Origin of the sequence: Acinetobacter sp. ABJ_C5_2 (assembly GCF_044538485.1) — a bacterium.
In the GTDB taxonomy this organism is placed as follows: Bacteria; Pseudomonadota; Gammaproteobacteria; order Pseudomonadales; family Moraxellaceae; genus Acinetobacter; species Acinetobacter nosocomialis_A.
Map to the genome: position 1 here is coordinate 99,971 of NZ_JBIUCS010000005.1, position 17,559 is coordinate 117,529.

Sequence of the window (17,559 nt, forward strand, 5' to 3'; positions counted from 1 at the left end):
TAAAAGAGATTGAGTAAATTCAGTCTCTTTTTAAGTTATGAGAACAATAAGAAATCGTACGATAAAAACATGAATATGCTAAATTACTACCGTAAATTACCAAAATAAGGCCTGTTTTATGGAATGTATGAGAATTCAGCCTGTAACGAGTCATTCTGGAGAAAATGCATTATTTATTGTATTGGGGTTAGCTCAAGGTGATTCTGTTGTAGAAAAAGTAAAAGATTTTGCTGCTAATTTTTCAGCGTTAACACGAAGTTTGTCTAATCGTTATCCAGAAAGTAAATTTAATGCCACATTCGGTTTTAGCTCAAATGCATGGGATGTTTTATTTCCAGAGCAAGCAAAGCCTCAAGAATTAGAAACATTTCAAGAAATAAAAGGTCCAAAGTACACAGCTGTTTCAACACCTGGTGATTTATTCTTTCATATTCGTGCTGATCGACAAGCTCTCTGCTATGAATTGGGAAGTATAATCAATGAACAGTTGGGTAAAGTGACTTACCCAATTGATGAAGTACACGGTTTTCGTTATTTCGATGGTCGAGCGATTATTGGCTTTGTGGATGGAACAGAAAACCCTGAACCTGTAATTGCTGCACAATGGGCGCTAGTGGGTAGTGAAGATCCCGAATTCATTGGGGGAAGTTATGCATTTATTCAAAAATATACCCATGATATGGAAAAATGGCGTGCTTTAAGCGATGAAGAACAAGAAAAAGTGATAGGTCGCAAAAAGTTTAATGATATTGAACTTGGTGATGATGAAAAGCCTTTAACGGCCCATAATGTGGTAAGTAAAGCGCATGATGCTGAAGGCAATGAGCTAAAAATTATGCGTGCCAATATGCCTTTCTCGAACCCTTCAAAAAATGAATATGGTACTTTTTTTATTGGTTATTCCCGTAAATTTAGTACAACACGTCAAATGCTTGAAAATATGTTCTTAGGAAATGAGCAAGGTAATCTTGACCGATTACTTGACTTTAGTACTGCCCAAACAGGAACTCTATTTTTCGTACCGACAGTAGATTTTCTAGATGATTTGGGTGACGAATAGTCGAGAAAAAAATAATTAGATATAAGTGGTGGAGGCGAGTAGGTTGCCTCCATTATTTATATTGAAACTAATATGATGTGATGAAATGTTTAAAAAGTTAAGCCAGCTTTTTCAAGGCTCGAAAGAGTCACCAGAGCAGCTATATTTACAAGAGAATCAACTTAGTTTTGATTCTGAGCGTGGTCCAGTAATTAAAAATGTGGTGATTAATGAAAAATGGTCAGAGCACCTTGAATATTTTTCAAATCGTAAATTACAGAACTTTGATGATTTACGTAAGTTATTTCAAATTACGCCACAAATTAATGAAAAAATTGACTTAGAGATTGCAAACCAACGCTATGTCGAAAGGTTGGGTAATACTCAAGAAAAGTTACTTGAACTTAAAGCGATCATACAAATATTGAACCAATATTATGTGATGTTTCTACGTGATAAATAAGTTCAAACATTTGTTTAAGAACTATAAAAAAGTATTGTAAAGTAGTAGCTTGATTTCAGAAAAATAACTCAATTCAATAAAAACATCATGCTACTATTAACCTCATATCTTTTTAGCTCATAAAAGCCATATACATGTTTCAACAAGAAATCTCTCAATTGAATTTGCAACAGCTCAAGGCCGGTGAAAAGCGTTGGGTGGGGTCATTATTAGGTTCATCAGCCGCTTTATTGCTTAAAGAAATTGCGACTCAGCATTCTTCTTTATTAGTTTTAGTCGCTCGAAATAACCAACATGTTGCACAATTAGAAAGTGAACTTGAGTTTTATGGAATAAAACCGACAATTTTCCCCGATTGGGAAATCTTGCCTTATGATCGGTTATCTCCGCATCAGGATATTGTCTCGGAGCGTCTCGCTATTTTATCGAATATGCCGCAACAAGGCGTATTACTCATTTCAGCAAGTACTTTGGCTCAACGCGTTGCACCTTATTCATGGGTTTTAGGTAAGCACTTTGACATAAGAGTGGGGCAAAAATTTGATTTAGAACAGCAAAAATTAAGATTGGTTCAGGCTGGCTACCACTTAGTAGACACAGTGTATGATCATGGAGAATTTGCGGTACGCGGTAGTATTATGGATATTTTTGCATCTGGGCAAGAAGCTCCTATCCGCATAGACCTATTTGATGACGAAATTGATTCTTTAAAATTCTTTGACCCTGAAACCCAAAGAACAACCACAACGCTAAAAAGTTTTACTGTTCTACCAGCTAAAGAGTTTCCATTAAAAGAAGCACGGTCAGTTTTTAGAGATCGTTATTCTGAGTTTTTCCCGACAGCAAATCCTAAGAAAAATCCAATTTATCAAGATGTCTTAGATGGCATAGCATCTCCAGGGATTGAGTTTTATTTACCGTTATTTTTTGATAAAGAACAAATGCAATCGCAAAGTATGTTTACAACGTACTTACCAAAGAATTGCATTGTAATTACAACTAATGATGTTGATACCGATTTAACTAACTTCTGGAAAGAAGTTATGCGTCGTTATGAAGATCGACGTCATAATATTGATCAACCTCTTCTTGCACCTGAAGAGCTATTTATTTCTCCAAATAATTTGCTGAGTGCTTTAAATCAGTTTCCACGAATGCTTGTGAGTGCAGAAACGATTGAAGAAAAAGCTGGTGCACTTAATCTTAAAACTGAGCAACCACCTAAATTACCGGTCGATCCAAAAAAAGAAAAACCATTTGCAGCTGTAAAAAAATATATTGATGAAGCAAACCATCCTGTTCTACTAGTTGCGGAAAGTGCAGGACGCCGAGAAAGTTTAAAAGATGCATTGCGTTCAAGTTTGGGTGAAATTCCGAATGTAGAGAATTTTGAGCAATTCAAAACCAGTCAATTTGCAATTGCGATTACCAATGCACCTTTAGACCGTGGTTTACTTATAACTGATCAATTAACAGTTATTTCAGAAAATCAGCTTTACGAACACCGAGTTGTACAGCGTCGTCGTAAGCGTCAACAAGAAGTTTCGGAAGAGTTTCTAATTCGAAGCTTAACTGAACTAAGTATTGGTGCTCCTGTTGTACATATTGATCATGGTGTGGGGCGTTATGCTGGCTTAATTACACTGGCTATCGAAGGGCAAGACTATGAGTTCTTGCAACTGGATTATGCTGAAGATGCAAAAGTGTATGTCCCAGTAACCAACTTGCATCTGATTAGCCGTTATAGTGGCGGCGACCCAGATTTAGCACCGTTACATAAAATTGGTACAGATGCTTGGAGTAAAGCAAAGCGTAAGGCATTGGAGCAAATTCATGATGTTGCAGCCGAGCTTTTACATATTCAGGCACGTCGTCAGTCAAAACCCGGCTTTGCTTTTGAATTGGATCAGTCGCTTTATATGCAATTTGCGAGCGGCTTTGCCTATGAAGAGACACTTGATCAGGCCAATGCAATTGAAGCCACACTGTATGATATGCAGCAAGCAAAACCAATGGATAGATTGGTGTGTGGTGATGTAGGTTTTGGTAAAACCGAAGTGGCCATGCGTGCAGCGTTTGTTGCAGTGCAAAATGGTAAACAAGTTGCAGTTTTAGTTCCTACCACATTACTTGCTCAACAGCATTATGAGTCTTTTAAAGACCGTTTTGCTGATTGGCCAGTACGTATTGAAGTGTTATCACGTTTCGGTTCAAACAAAACTCATGTAAAAAATATTGAAGACTTGGCAGATGGTAAAGTCGATATTGTGGTAGGTACACATAAACTATTACAAGAAAATGTTCAGTTTAAAGATTTAGGCTTAATGGTTGTAGACGAAGAACATCGCTTTGGCGTGCGTGACAAAGAGCGAATTAAAGCTTTGCGTGCCGATGTCGATATGTTGACTCTTACCGCAACCCCAATTCCTCGTACGCTTAATATGGCTTTTTCGGGAATGCGTGATTTGTCGATTATTGCCACTCCGCCAGCACGTCGTTTAGCAGTAAAAACCTTTGTACAAGAACATACAGACGCTTCAATTAAAGAGGCGATTTTGCGTGAGTTATTACGTGGTGGACAAGTTTACTTCTTACATAATGAAGTAGATACCATTGAGCGAGCGGCTGAAAATATTCGCATGCTTGTTCCTGAAGCACGCGTGGCAGTAGCACATGGACAAATGCGCGAACGTGAACTTGAGCAAGTTATGCAGCAGTTCTACCACAAAGAATATAATGTGCTGGTGTGTTCAACCATTATTGAAACGGGTATTGATGTTCCAAATGCCAATACAATTTTAATTGAGCGTGCAGATAAGCTTGGCTTAGCGCAATTGCACCAGTTGCGTGGACGTGTAGGTCGTTCACATCACCAAGCTTATGCTTACTTATTAGTGCCTTCAATCAAACACTTGAAAGGTGATGCTGAAAAACGCCTCGATGCAATTCAACGAGCTTCTACATTAGGCGCAGGCTTTATGCTCGCTACGGAAGATTTAGAAATTCGTGGTGCTGGTGAATTATTGGGTGAGCAACAAAGCGGTTCAATGCAGGCGATCGGATATAGCTTGTATATGGAAATGCTTGAGAAAGCAACCAAAGCAATTCAACAGGGTAAAACACCGAATTTCGATGCACCATTGTCGTTAACTGCCGAAATTAATTTACATATTCCTGCACTTATTCCTGATGATTACTTAGGTGATGTTCATCAACGTTTATTATTCTATAAACGCATTAGTAATACAGATACTCAAGAAAAACTAGATAATATCCGCATGGAGCTTATTGACCGTTTTGGTGTTCCACCGCAATCAGTTAAGCACTTGTTTAGTGTGCATCAGATCCGCTTAAAAGCGGAGCAATTGGGTATTACAAAAATTGATATTAATACTCAAGGCGGCAATATTGAATTTTCACCAGATACTCCTGTTCAGGCTATTAGTATTATTCAACTCATGCAAAAGAATCCGACCTATTATCGTATGGAAGGTGGACAGCGCTTGAAAGTGATGGTGCAGCTTGAAGATTATGAAAAACGAATTCAATTTATCAATGATTTACTAGAAAAATTGATGAGTGAATTACATGCCTGAGTTCTGTTTTTTTAATAATCGATAGCTGATCGGAATATTTGTTTTGTTGTGATTGGATTTTATGCATTTTTTATACCTTGAGATATGAATAAGTGCATAAAATCATTGTTATTTGTAAGCAAACGGGCTACTAATAATATTCACATCAAAACTGATGTGATAGTATTAGCCATTATTGTTTATTGTCATTTATAAAAGATATGTTTAGTTTGCATCCACAACTTGCTCAAGATACTTTTTTTGTAGGCGATTTTCCGCTTTCAACATGTCGTTTAATGAATGATATGCAATTTCCTTGGTTGATTTTAGTACCACGCGTACCAGGGATTACGGAATTATACGAATTAAGTCAAGCTGACCAAGAACAGTTTTTACGTGAATCAAGTTGGTTATCTAGCCAGTTAGCTCGCGTTTTTCGTGCTGACAAAATGAATGTCGCAGCTTTAGGTAATATGGTTCCTCAATTACATTTTCACCATGTAGTCCGTTATCAAAATGACGTAGCTTGGCCTAAACCAGTGTGGGGTACACCAGCCGTGCCATACACAAGTGATGTTTTGGCTCACATGCGTCAGACCCTTATGCTTGCTTTACGTGGTCAAGGTGATATGCCTTTTGATTGGCGTATGGATTAAATCAATGTCATGCCACATGTGAGTGTGGCAACATTGAAATGTGGAGGATAGGGTGCAATTAGAGAGGTTTATAGATCGGGAACCTAAGCAGTTTGCATATTTTCATCGTTTGATGGGGTATTCAATTCTGTCATTGATTTTAGTGATCTATGCCTTTACCTCACCAGATACTAATTATCAAATCTATATTCCTCCTTTCTTTCTCTTTTTACTTTTTGTTAGTTCTAAATTAGAGCACTGGTTACAGTACCAGTTTGATAAGAAAACCCAAAAAAGTGTTTTCTTTGCGATAGATGCAATTGTGGTGGCGGTTACTCTAGCGGGCGTACATCTCAATCTTGTTCCTACATTTATTGCGCTTTTTGCATTATTTTACTCAGCAATTAATAGTCGTATTTCGTTTGCAGTAATTTGTTTAACGAGTCTACTTGGTGCGATTATTTTTTATTTAAGTACTTTTTTCCTATTTGGTTTTCATCCATATTTTGAAGCAACGAGCCAAGAATTAACGGTAATTACCTTACTTGGCTTAGTGATGTTTATAACCATTGGAAATTATTACCAACATCGCTGGGTTAAAAAAATTAGTCAGCAACGTCAGCATTATTATGACCAAATGACACGTTATATCGCTTTTGCTAATCAGTTAAGCCGTTATGCACCATTACAGCTATGGCAGTCAATTATGCGTGGTGAGGCTGAAGCAAAAATCGAATATAAACGTAAAAAAATGACCGTATTCTTTTCTGATATTCAGGGTTTTACTGAATTGTCGGAAACCTTAATTCCAGATGACTTAGCTTTCTTGCTTAATGACTATTTAAGTCATATGACTGAAATTGCGAAGCAATACGAGGCGACTGTCGATAAATTTATGGGAGATGCCATTCTCATATTTTTTGGAGATCCAAATTCGCAAGGTGTTGAACAAGATGCTAAATCTTGTGTAGAAATGGCAATTGCGATGCGTCAGCAAATGAAGCTGCTACGCGAACGTTGGAAAAAGATGGGATATTCAGCCTTACATATCCGTATGGGTATTAGTACAGGTTATTGCCACGTTGGGAACTATGGGGCAACACATCGTATGGCCTATACGATTGTAGGTCGTGATGTAAATTTGGCAGCACGTTTACAATATGCTGCTGAAATCGATGAAATACTTATTTCTGATGATACTTATCAACTCATTAAAAGTGATTTTCTATGTGCGCCTAAAACACCAATTTATTTAAAAGGTATTCAAGGTGCAGTAAAAACATGGCAAGTCATGGAAAAATATACAGGGAACAAGTCAGATCATCAGCAATGGTTTGATTATGAATATAAAGGTTTCCATTTAGTATTGAATTTAGAAGAAGTACAGAACTACGAATATCCAGAGTTGGTTGAAGTGCTTGAAAAAATGATTCAACGCATTAAAGTTCAACAAACTTTAATTAATACTCAAGGTGTTGCTCAGCTTAGACTCGAAGATGAGGTTAAGCCAATAAATATTGATCAAGAGCAAGATTCGGTATAAATCATATAAATAAAAAAAGCTGCTTAAGCAGCTTTTTTTACCATTAAATCTTAATGATTTTCTGAAGCATGGTTAATTGTATATTTCGGAATCTCGATTTCAAGATCTTCATCTACAATTTTAACCTGACATGAAAGACGAGAGTCAGGTTCTAATCCCCAAGCACGGTCTAAAAGATCAGCTTCAACATCATTCATCTCTTCTAGGCTATCAAAACCTTTGCGAACAATCACGTGGCAAGTTGTACATGCACAAGACATATCACACGCGTGCTCAATTTTGATACCTTTATTGAGCAGACTTTGGCAAAGATTGGCATTTTGTTCAACCTCAAATTCTGCGCCTTCAGGGCAAATCTGAGCATGAGGAAGTACTTTAATACGTGGCATATTGATCACCTATACCTTTTAGTTTGATTTTGACCAATCGTCGAGCTTCGTGCCTTTTAAGGCATGGTCAATATGTCGGTTCATTCGTAATGCTGCAAAAGCGTCACTATATACTTTAAGCTGTTGAACTGCATGTTCAATTGCTTGGATATCACTACCTTCAAGTTGAGCTTTTAATGATTCTTTTGCAGAATTGAGTTCTACGAGCTGCGTTTCATCAAGTAAATCTGCATCTACTTTTAATGCTTGCTCAAGAGCTTCAAGTTCACGTTCTGCTTCAACTTTAGTTTCCTTTAAATGACGAAGATTTTTGTCTTCTTCGGCATGTTGGAAACCTTCAATTAATAAGCGCTCTGTATCTGCTTCAGATAAACCATAAGATGGTTTGATATCGATATGAGCTTGTACACCAGAGGTTGCTTCACGAGCAGAAACAGTGAGTAAGCCATCGGCATCAACTTGGAAAGTGACTTCAATACGTGCTTGACCTGCAGTCATTGGCGGAATGCCATGGAGTACAAATCTACCTAACGAGCGGCAATGTTCAACTAAATCACGTTCACCTTGAACTACATGAATTAACATGGCAGTTTGGCCATCTTGGTAAGTTGTGAACTCTTGACGACGTGCAACAGGAATAGCTGTGTTACGAGAGATCAGACGTTCAACTAGGCCACCCATTGTCTCTAAGCCAAGAGAAAGAGGAGTTACGTCTAGAAGAAGTGAGCCATCTTGGCTATTACCAATTAACTGGTTTGCTGTAATTGAAGCACCGATTGCCACAACTTCATCTGGGTTGATTGTGCAGAGAGGTTCTTGGTCAAAAACTTCACGTACAGCTTTTTGAACTGCATAAGAGCGGGTAGAACCACCCACTAGAACTACATTTTGAATGTCACTTAACTCGAGCTTTGCATCACGCAGTACACGCTTACAAACACTGATCGTTTTATCTAACGCAACTTGAATAATACTTTCAAATGTAGGTCGGTCTAGAGTAAGAGTTGCATCAAGCAGTTTTAATTCAACAGCATCTTGAGTAGATAATTGCTCTTTAGCTTGACGTGCTGCAACTATAAATACGGCATAGTCTTCATTACTTAATACATCAATATTAAGCTGTTTTTTTGCCCATTTCACAATTAGACGGTCTAAGTCATCACCACCTAAAGCTGTATGGCCACCGGTCGCTAAAACTTCAAATACGCCTTGTGAAAAACGTAGGATTGATACATCAAAAGTACCACCGCCCAAATCGTAAATTACATAATTACGGTCGGTCTCGAAATTACTTTCTTGATCTAATCCATAAGCGACTGCAGCAGCTGTAGGCTCATTTAATAAACGTAATACGTTTAAACCAGCAAGTTGAGCTGCATCGCGAGTTGCTTGACGCTGAGCTTCATCAAAATAAGCAGGAACGGTAATTACAGCACCATTAACAGGATTTTGTAAGCTGTCTTCAGCACGATCTTTTAATTGTTTTAAAATTTCAGCTGAAATTTCTACTGGTGTTTTGCGCCCAGCACGTGTTTCAAAAGCAGGCATTTCATTTTCTGAGCCTACTAATTCATAAGGATGCTGAAACTTAATATCTGCTTTTGAGCGACCCATAAATCGTTTAACAGATACAATTGTATTTTTGGGATCTGCAATAATAAATGGTTTAGCTTCTTCACCATAATGAGTTCTATTTTCCCCATAATGAACGATAGAAGGAAGTAATCTTCTATTTTGGACATCATTGAGTACTTTAGGTTTGCCTGATAACACTGTCGCAACTAATGAGTGTGTTGTTCCTAGGTCAATACCAATCGCAATGCGATGTTGGTGTGGGGCACTGGATTGACCCGGTTCAGCAATTTGCAAAAGTGCCATGAGTTAAATCCCTTGAAAATAAAGTAGAGAAAGCAAAATTAAAAATCATCGTCTAAATCAAAGCTGTCTTCTTCATCTAACAGTTGATCTTCTGCTTTATCAATATCGTTTAAAACACGTTGAAAGAAACGTAACTTACGTACGGTATCACGTGCTTCAGCCCAATCTTCTTCGCTGTAATCAATTTTGAATTCACGAACTAAGCCATCAATCCATTGTTGTACTTCTAATCTTAAAGTACGTAAATGTTCAGGTGTTGTGGCTTCATCAAGTTGTTCACGAAGTTCTAATGCAGATTGTAGAAATTCAAAATCACTAATAGATTGGTCAAGATGATGATCTTGCTTTTTAAGTGCTAAAAGGTAGGCAGCACGGCTATCAACTTGTGAAAGCGTTTTAAAAGCTTGATTGATTTCACTTGATTTGATCAATGCTTGATCTTTATCTGCGGCTTTATCTGGATGATATTGTTGTTGCAAACTCAAGAAATTTGATTTTAAGCTTGCCAAATCGATATCGAGTGCCACAGGTAAATTGAACAACTCAAAATGATTCATTAGAAATGGGATCCACGTTAATTAAATACATTAAAACAGTGCTGTTGAAAGACACTGTTTTAATGAGAAAAAGGAAAGGAGAGGATTAAACAGTGAAAGACTCACCACAACCACATTCACCCTTTTTATTAGGATTGTTAAATTCGAACCCTTCATTAAGGCCATTTTTAACATAGTCCATTTCTAAGCCTTCTAAGTAAACTAAGCTTTTAGGATCTACAAAAACCTTAACGCCGAATTGTTCGAAAACTTGATCATGCTCATCGATATCGTCTACAAATTCGAGAACATAAGCCAACCCAGAACAACCAGAAGTTTTCACACCAACGCGAATGCCTTCACCCTTACCTCGGTTTTTAAGGTAATTGCTAATATGAGTCGCAGCATTTTCAGTTAAATGAATCATGAAAACTCCAACGTTTATAATGGTAACAAATTAAGCTTTTGACTTTTTACTACGATAATCTTCAATCGCAGCTTTGATTGCATCTTCAGCTAAAACAGAACAGTGAACTTTTACTGGTGGAAGAGCTAACTCAGTTGCAATATCAATGTTTTTGATTGCTTGAGCTTCATCAAGAGTTTTGCCTTTTAACCATTCAGTTACAAGGGAACTTGATGCGATTGCAGAACCACAACCGTAAGTTTTAAAGCGTGCTTCTTCGATTACGCCACTGTCATTTACTTGAATCTGTAAACGCATCACGTCGCCACATGCAGGTGCACCCACCATACCTGTACCAACATTTTCAGAGTTTTTATCTAAAACACCAACATTACGTGGATTTTCGTAATGATCAATTACCTTTTCGCTATAAGCCATTTCGCTTCTCCAAACCTCGGGGTCAGCCTAATATTAATATGAGGGTTAAAACACTAATTTCAATAATTAGTGTTCTGCCCATTCAACTGTAGAAAGATCGATACCTTCTTTGTACATGTCCCAAAGCGGAGAAAGTTCACGTAATTTCTCAACAGCGGCTTTGGTAATTGTAAGCACGTGGTCAATGTCTTCTTCAGTGGTATATTTACCAAAACTAAAGCGAATTGAACTATGTGCTAGCTCATCAGATAAACCTAATGCGCGAAGAACATATGAAGGCTCTAAAGTTGCAGAAGTACAAGCTGAACCACTTGATACAGCAGCATCTTTAAGCGACATCATTAAAGATTCACCTTCAACAAAGTTAAAGCTGACATTTAAATAGTTAGCAACGTTTTGAGTAGGGTGGCCATTTAGGAACACTTGTTCAAGGTCTTGTAAACCGTTCCAAAGTTTGTCACGAAGTTTACGAATACGCTCTTGTTCTGCATGCATTGTTTTGCCTGCAATTTCAAAAGCTTCACCCATACCAACGATTTGGTGAGTTGCCAAAGTACCAGAACGCATACCGCGCTCATGACCACCACCATGAATTTGTGCTTTTAAGCGAACACGTGGACTACGACGTACATATAATGCGCCGATACCTTTTGGACCATAAATTTTATGAGCAGAGAAACTCATAAGATCAATTTTCATAGTAGATAAGTCGATATCAACTTTACCAGCTGCTTGCGCTGCATCTACATGGAAAAATGTTTTGTTGGCACGTGTTAATTCACCAATCGCCGCTACATCTGTAACTGTACCAATTTCATTGTTTACCATCATAAGGGAAACAAGAATAGTATCTGGGCGAAGGGCAGCCTTAACCATCTCAGGAGTAATTAAACCTGTTTGTGGCTCTGGCTCTAGGTAAGTAATTTCAAAACCTTGTTCTTCTAATTCACGACAAGGATCTAGAACAGCTTTATGTTCAATTTTACTTGTAATGATGTGTTTGCCTTTAGATGCATAGAATTGAGCTACACCTTTAAGAGCAAGGTTGTCTGATTCAGTTGCACCAGAAGTCCAAACGATTTCACGTGGATCGGCTTTAATTAAATTTGCGACTTGCTCACGTGCATATTCAACTTTTTCTTCTGCCTGCCAGCCGTAAGCGTGGGAACGAGATGCAGCATTACCAAAGGTACCGTCGAAAGTTAAACACTCCATCATACGTTCTGCAACTTGCGGATCTACTGGAGTGGTTGCTGCGTAATCAAGATAAATTGGACGTTTCATATCAAATACCTGTACCCGATAAAAGAGCTGAATCTATGCCAGTCACATTTTGGCGTAGTGCAACAGTTTGAACGTTGTCTCGGCTAATGAGGTCGGCAAGTGTGATTTTGGCTAAATAGTCGGCAATATGATGAGAGAGTTCTTGCCATAAATCGTGAGTAAGACACATTGCACCATTTTGGCAGTTGCCTTTGTGGTCACAACGTGTTGCGTCAACAGTTTCATTTACGGCTTCAATGATTTCTAACACAGTAATTTCATCAGCGTTTCGAGCCAAATGGTAACCACCATTTGCACCGCGAACACTAGAAACTAACCCATGACGCTTAAGTTTTGCGAACAACTGCTCTAAATAAGCAACTGAAATAGATTGACGTGCGGCAATTTCGGCGAGCGTGATCGTTTGTTCAGTTGGCTGCAAAGCTAAATCAAGTAGAGCAGTCACTGCGTAGCGACCGCGAGTTGTAAGGCGCATGATTCGATACACATGTTAAGACTAGATAATGGGATTTTATGAATCCCGACTAAAATAGTCAAGTTTTTTTATTTTTAATTCAAGTGTAGGATCAAGATAGGAAAAATAAGTTAGGCCACCCACAAATTATATATGAAATAAGCAATAAATATTAGGCTAATTATACCAAAGCACAAGTTAATATTGCGTTGGCGCTGTTGTAAGCGTGCAATTCGATTTTGATATTGTTTAATTTCGACATGCAACGAATTTATCTCTGAACGTTGTTGATCGATTTTTTCAAGTAAAGGTGCAATTCTTTTGCGTGAAGCTAGGGCTTCGGCTTCATCATCTGGTGTGTTGAACCATTGTTTCCAGTCTGCAAGAAGCTTAGGTAAAGTAAGATGTGAGATTAAATCGATAAGTTCTTTTTTAGTTTCTGCATCACCATCAATTCGCATGTTGTTTAAACTGCGTTGGTTTGAGAAAGCAAAAATTTTGATAAGATCGATGAGTGTACTATTGATTTCTAGATCAATACGACGGTCATATGAATGAATATCAAATAGCAGTCCTTTTTCCGTAAATTGCACATAAAAGTCAAAAAATGGCAAATAGCTATTAATACGGATTGTTATTTTGTTGGCGATAAACTTTTTCGCTTGCAAGCGAAGAACACCATCGTGGGTGAGAATAAATGAGAAAAAAGTTTCTAAAATAATTAGAACAATATTCAGCAACAGACGTGGATGTTTTTGTCTTTGTTGCGTTTCACTCATAAAAGTTTATCCTTAAATATTAGAGATTAATTGAGAGAATGAGACATCCTATCTCAAACTTAACACAATGTCCTGTTAAATATATTTACATGACATGATTGTTTTGTAGAACAGTTTCATAAATGTATCAAGTCTTGACTTTGTTATTATAAGAATATTTTGTGGTTAAATAAGACTTCGTCTGTCTCATCCGATCAGGAGCTTAGATCAATGGATAATGCAAATATAGAAACACAAGCAGAAGATCAAGGAGAAAAAAATAAATTAAAATCAAAAGGTTCTAGGAAGTCTGCATTAGATTTTAGAAAGTATACCAAGCAAATCTGGTTAGCGGGATTAGGTGCTTTTTCTCGTGCAGAAGAAGAAGGCAATAAACTATTTGACTCTCTAGTCAAAGTAGGTGAAGAGCTCGAGTCTAAAACTGGTGATTTAGCCGATACAACTGTTGGTAAAGTAACCGAAAAAGCGAAAGAGTCAGTGTCTGATACAAAAGACAAGGTCGAAAAAATTTTAGATACGAGTGTAAACCACTCTTTAAATCGAATTGGTTTGGTTACTCCGAAGGATTTACAGCACATTGAACAACTCCTAGTTCAACTGCATATAAAGGTAGATGCTTTAATTGAAGAAAATCAGAAATTGAAGGCAAAATTGAATGAAAAGTAAAAAAATGTAGGGATTTAGCAAATATATAACAGTTTTTTAGCATTTATTTTTGCTAAAAGCTCTGCTCTAGTATTGCGTTTTCCCCCAAAGCATTGCTATAAAGGCGTCATGGCCTTTTAAACTATAGCCTTGGACCTTAAACAAACGATATTAAGAGGATGTTTTATTCATGAATAAATCAGAATTAATCGATGCAATTGCTGAAAAAGGGGGAGTATCTAAGACTGATGCAGGCAAGGCACTCGATGCGACAATTGCGTCAATTACTGAAGCACTTAAAAAAGGTGACACAGTAACTTTAGTTGGTTTTGGTACTTTCAGTGTTAAAGAACGTGCTGCACGTACTGGTCGTAACCCTAAAACTGGCGAAGAGCTTCAAATTAAAGCAACAAAAGTACCTAGCTTTAAAGCTGGTAAAGGTCTTAAAGATTCAGTTGCTTAATCTTTTAAGATGATTAAACGCGCCGATATAGGCGCGTTTTTTATTAAATATCTGAATTGACCAATATTGCTCATTCATTCATTGTGGTTTTTCAGTTAAAATTCTCCTCGAAATAAAATATTGGAATACTTATGGAATCGTTTCGTACAGTCATTAAGGGTTGGCTCGGCAAAGTCCTTTTAATTTTGTTTTTGACCCCTTTAGCGCTTGTAGGTATTAATGGATATTTTAATAGGGGAAACAAGGCAGATGTCGCAAAAACTGTAAATGGACAGGACATATCAAAAAAAGACCTTGAAACTTTAACGCAAAGGTATAAAGAACAATATTTAGCTGCTGTAAAGGGTGATGAAAGTTTATTGAATTTACCAGTAATTCAAGCAAAAGCACTTGATATATTGGTATCTCGTAATTTACTTATTCAGCAAGCTGAAAAACTGGGCATTTCTTTGAGCGATGCTCAAATCGAGCAAATGTTAGCTCAGCAGCCAAGTTTGCAAGAAAATGGCCAGTTTTCACAAAAATTATATGAAAATTATTTGCGTTCGATTGGTATGACAAGCCAAGCTTTAATTGCGAGCTTGCGTCAAGATCACGCTTTAAAAATGTTGACTTCAACTTTTTCAGATTATTCTTTAGTAAGTAAAGTTGATTTAATGCAAATTGCGAATTTGCAAACTGAACAACGTACATTACATTTGGCTAGCATTAAGTTAGACACTTATAAAACTGGTTTAACAGCATCTAATCAAGAAGCTACTGACTACTACAACAAACATCAAAATGAGTTTAAACAGCCTGCTTCTGTTGATGTAGATTATGTTGTTTTATCTCCGTCTTTAATGGCGAAACCTGCACCAGCAACAGATGCTGAGCTTAAACAAGCTTATGCGAAGTTTGTAGAAACTCAGCAAAAAGATGCTAAACGTGTAGTGAAGCATATTCTTATTACGACAGATGCTCGTGATGATGCAGCAGCTCAAAAGCTTGCTAAAGATGTATACGCAAAAATTCAAGGCGGTCTTTCGTTTGCTCAAGCAGCAGCTCAGTTCTCAGAAGATCCAACTTCAAAAGCGAAAGGCGGTTTAGTTGAGGCTTATGCACCTGGCGTTTTCTCTGATGCATTTGATAAAACTGTTTTAAGTTTGAAAAATGGTCAAGTTTCACAGCCAGTAAAAACACAATATGGCTATCATATTATTGAAGCAGAAACCCCAGCGACTCAAATTCCTTCATTTGAAGCTGAGAAGGTGCGTTTAACTGCTGAAGTTGAAAAGAATAAAGTTGCTACTGTCTATTCAGATACTGTAAATAGTTTGAATGAAACAATTGTTGGTAATGACTCTTTAGATGCAGTTGTACAGCAAGTTAAAGGTACTAAAATTGAATCATTAAATGGTGTAACTTTAGCGACTCAAAATCCACAACTAAGTGATCCAAACGTAAAAATTAAATTGTTTAATGATGATGTGAAAAATGGCGATCGTAATGCTTCATCAAATATTCAATTAGCGAATGGTGATACAGTTTGGATTAAAGTACGTGATTATCATGCTGCTGGTGTTAAACCAATTGCTCAAGCGATGAATGAAGCGAAAGCTAAAGTGATCGATGAAAAAGCACGTAAAGCAGCTCAAGCTAAAATTGCAACAATGTTGACTGAATTCAAAACTCAGCCAGCTGAACAAGTTGTTGCGAAAAATAATGTACCTTTTGAATCTGCTGGTGTCTTTACTCGTTCACAAGGTTTGAAGCGTGCGATTGAGCGTGCAGCATTTAGTGTTCCTACGCCAAAACCTGGTATGTGGTCTGTTACAACAGCGAACTTACCAAATGAGTTAGTCGTTGTTGCAGTTTCTAATGTAAATTCAGCTGCCGTAAACGCTATGCCAGCCGACCAGTTAAAGCAATTACAACAGCTTTATCGTCAATCTCGCGGTCAGCAAATACTCGAAGATTACAGTGAATACTTAAAGTCACACGCTAAAATCAAATAAAACTTATGTAATAAAAAAAAGCGCTTCGGCGCTTTTTTTTATTACTGATCAAGACTACTGCCAATATAATTTTGTCTATATTGTTTAGGCGATAAATCAAATACTCTTTTAAATGCCTGACTAAATGCTGTTTCTGACGAATAGCCCACTTTATTTGAAATTTGTTGAATTGATAAATTACTTGTACGTAGATATTGGCTCGCTAAACGAAAGCGATAATGCTGTAAATAAGTGAGAGGAGGTTCACCAATAATGCTATTAAAAAGATTGGCAAACTTAGAACGTGACATGCAGCATTGTTCAGCTAATGATTCAACAGTCCAATTTGCTTCAGGTTGGCTATGAATTGCAGATAGAGCATTACTTAACTCAGGATGAGTTAATGCTCCTAACCAGTTTTGTTGGTCAGACATTTGTTGAATATGATCTCGAATACATTCAATTAAAAGAATACTAACTAAGTGATCAATAATTTTGTCATGACCAGGTTGGATTTTTTGTGTTTCGACCGCTAAAAAATAAAGTCCTATTTGCAACCATTCAGGTGGAGTCGTTTGGTTCTCGTGTTGAATATGCATAATAGAGGGTAATGCATTAATAAGTGGCCCTGCCATATACGTATCAACTTGACAGCGTAGGCAGAGCAATAATGTATTTTCAGATGCTGATGAACCTAGTTCAATTGGATCATGACGATGTCCATTAAATAACGGAGTAATATCGACAGGATCTACAAGTTTACTCGCAGTAGCTTTTGAGTCTGTAGCATGGTGAGCTTTTCCAGAGGGTATTAAAATAATATCTCCAGCTCTTGCTGTTATTTTTTCTGAAGCATTTATGTGAATATATACAGAACCCGTTAAAACGATATAAGCAAGTAAAGCAGATTGATCTTGTGTTTTAAAGGCCCATTCACCTTGTGCTTTTATATAGATATATTCAGACTTATTTAAGTGGATATCATCAAAAAATTTACTTAGTGCATCCATATTTACGTGATCAATCATTATTTTAATAAAATTATAGTGAGCTATA

General features: G+C 37.2%; 17 protein-coding genes. 8 read left to right on the forward strand and 9 right to left on the reverse strand.

Annotated features, from left to right (window positions below; translation table 11 throughout):
* Positions 1-127 precede the first annotated feature (127 nt).
* The 5 genes from ACH8JV_RS08650 (at position 128) to ACH8JV_RS08670 (ending at position 7,255) form a co-directional block, all read left to right on the forward strand.
* The gene (locus tag ACH8JV_RS08650; RefSeq protein ID WP_396520779.1) at positions 128-1,060 is read left to right on the forward strand and encodes a Dyp-type peroxidase; all 933 of its coding nucleotides are present in this window, start codon (positions 128-130) and stop codon (positions 1,058-1,060) included.
* Between the two features lie 85 nt (positions 1,061-1,145).
* Positions 1,146-1,502 carry a hypothetical protein gene (locus ACH8JV_RS08655; protein WP_396520698.1) on the forward strand — a complete coding sequence of 119 codons (357 nt, stop codon included), beginning with the start codon at positions 1,146-1,148 and terminating at the stop codon, positions 1,500-1,502.
* A gap of 134 nt (positions 1,503-1,636) precedes the next feature.
* Positions 1,637-5,098: a transcription-repair coupling factor gene (mfd, locus tag ACH8JV_RS08660; RefSeq protein ID WP_396520700.1), complete on the forward strand. Its 3,462-nt coding sequence runs from the start codon at positions 1,637-1,639 to the stop codon at positions 5,096-5,098.
* 200 nt (positions 5,099-5,298) lie between these two features.
* Positions 5,299-5,733: an HIT domain-containing protein gene (locus ACH8JV_RS08665; protein ID WP_004701924.1), complete on the forward strand. Its 435-nt coding sequence runs from the start codon at positions 5,299-5,301 to the stop codon at positions 5,731-5,733.
* A 52-nt stretch (positions 5,734-5,785) separates the two neighbouring features.
* Positions 5,786-7,255 carry an adenylate/guanylate cyclase domain-containing protein gene (locus ACH8JV_RS08670; RefSeq protein ID WP_396463214.1) on the forward strand — a complete coding sequence of 490 codons (1,470 nt, stop codon included), beginning with the start codon at positions 5,786-5,788 and terminating at the stop codon, positions 7,253-7,255.
* A 50-nt stretch (positions 7,256-7,305) separates the two neighbouring features.
* Here ACH8JV_RS08670 and fdx read toward each other — a convergent pair whose 3' ends face one another.
* The 8 genes from fdx to ACH8JV_RS08710 form a co-directional block, all read right to left on the reverse strand.
* Positions 7,306-7,644, reverse strand: coding sequence for an ISC system 2Fe-2S type ferredoxin (fdx, locus tag ACH8JV_RS08675; RefSeq protein WP_002049779.1), 339 nt, complete (start codon positions 7,642-7,644; stop codon positions 7,306-7,308).
* 18 nt (positions 7,645-7,662) lie between these two features.
* On the reverse strand, positions 7,663-9,522 hold the full coding sequence (hscA, locus tag ACH8JV_RS08680) for a Fe-S protein assembly chaperone HscA (protein WP_396520702.1): 1,860 nt from the start codon (positions 9,520-9,522) through the stop codon (positions 7,663-7,665).
* Positions 9,523-9,560: 38 nt separating this feature from the next.
* Positions 9,561-10,079, reverse strand: coding sequence for a Fe-S protein assembly co-chaperone HscB (gene hscB, locus ACH8JV_RS08685; protein WP_151793645.1), 519 nt, complete (start codon positions 10,077-10,079; stop codon positions 9,561-9,563).
* 85 nt (positions 10,080-10,164) lie between these two features.
* Positions 10,165-10,485 carry an iron-sulfur cluster assembly protein IscA gene (gene iscA, locus ACH8JV_RS08690; RefSeq protein WP_002050042.1) on the reverse strand — a complete coding sequence of 107 codons (321 nt, stop codon included), beginning with the start codon at positions 10,483-10,485 and terminating at the stop codon, positions 10,165-10,167.
* 30 nt (positions 10,486-10,515) lie between these two features.
* Positions 10,516-10,902, reverse strand: coding sequence for a Fe-S cluster assembly scaffold IscU (gene iscU, locus ACH8JV_RS08695; RefSeq protein WP_002049835.1), 387 nt, complete (start codon positions 10,900-10,902; stop codon positions 10,516-10,518).
* Positions 10,903-10,968: 66 nt separating this feature from the next.
* Positions 10,969-12,186 (reverse strand): IscS subfamily cysteine desulfurase, encoded by a 1,218-nt coding sequence (locus ACH8JV_RS08700; protein ID WP_002050229.1) that lies wholly within the window; start codon positions 12,184-12,186, stop codon positions 10,969-10,971.
* 1 nt (position 12,187) lies between these two features.
* Positions 12,188-12,661 carry an Rrf2 family transcriptional regulator gene (locus tag ACH8JV_RS08705; protein ID WP_004701912.1) on the reverse strand — a complete coding sequence of 158 codons (474 nt, stop codon included), beginning with the start codon at positions 12,659-12,661 and terminating at the stop codon, positions 12,188-12,190.
* Between the two features lie 110 nt (positions 12,662-12,771).
* The gene (locus ACH8JV_RS08710) at positions 12,772-13,419 is read right to left on the reverse strand and encodes a hypothetical protein (RefSeq protein WP_311087750.1); all 648 of its coding nucleotides are present in this window, start codon (positions 13,417-13,419) and stop codon (positions 12,772-12,774) included.
* A 210-nt stretch (positions 13,420-13,629) separates the two neighbouring features.
* Here ACH8JV_RS08710 and ACH8JV_RS08715 point away from each other — a divergent pair, with 210 nt between their 5' ends.
* The 3 genes from ACH8JV_RS08715 (at position 13,630) to ACH8JV_RS08725 (ending at position 16,524) form a co-directional block, all read left to right on the forward strand.
* Entirely contained in the window at positions 13,630-14,085 is a 456-nt protein-coding gene (locus ACH8JV_RS08715; RefSeq protein ID WP_396520704.1) for a phasin family protein, read from the forward strand.
* 169 nt (positions 14,086-14,254) lie between these two features.
* Positions 14,255-14,527, forward strand: coding sequence for an HU family DNA-binding protein (locus tag ACH8JV_RS08720; RefSeq protein ID WP_001043034.1), 273 nt, complete (start codon positions 14,255-14,257; stop codon positions 14,525-14,527).
* A gap of 131 nt (positions 14,528-14,658) precedes the next feature.
* Positions 14,659-16,524, forward strand: coding sequence for a SurA N-terminal domain-containing protein (locus ACH8JV_RS08725; RefSeq protein WP_396520706.1), 1,866 nt, complete (start codon positions 14,659-14,661; stop codon positions 16,522-16,524).
* Positions 16,525-16,565: 41 nt separating this feature from the next.
* Here ACH8JV_RS08725 and ACH8JV_RS08730 read toward each other — a convergent pair whose 3' ends face one another.
* Complete coding sequence (locus tag ACH8JV_RS08730) at positions 16,566-17,531, reverse strand: AraC family transcriptional regulator (protein WP_396520708.1); 966 nt, start codon at positions 17,529-17,531, stop codon at positions 16,566-16,568.
* Between the last annotated feature and the right edge of the window lie 28 nt (positions 17,532-17,559).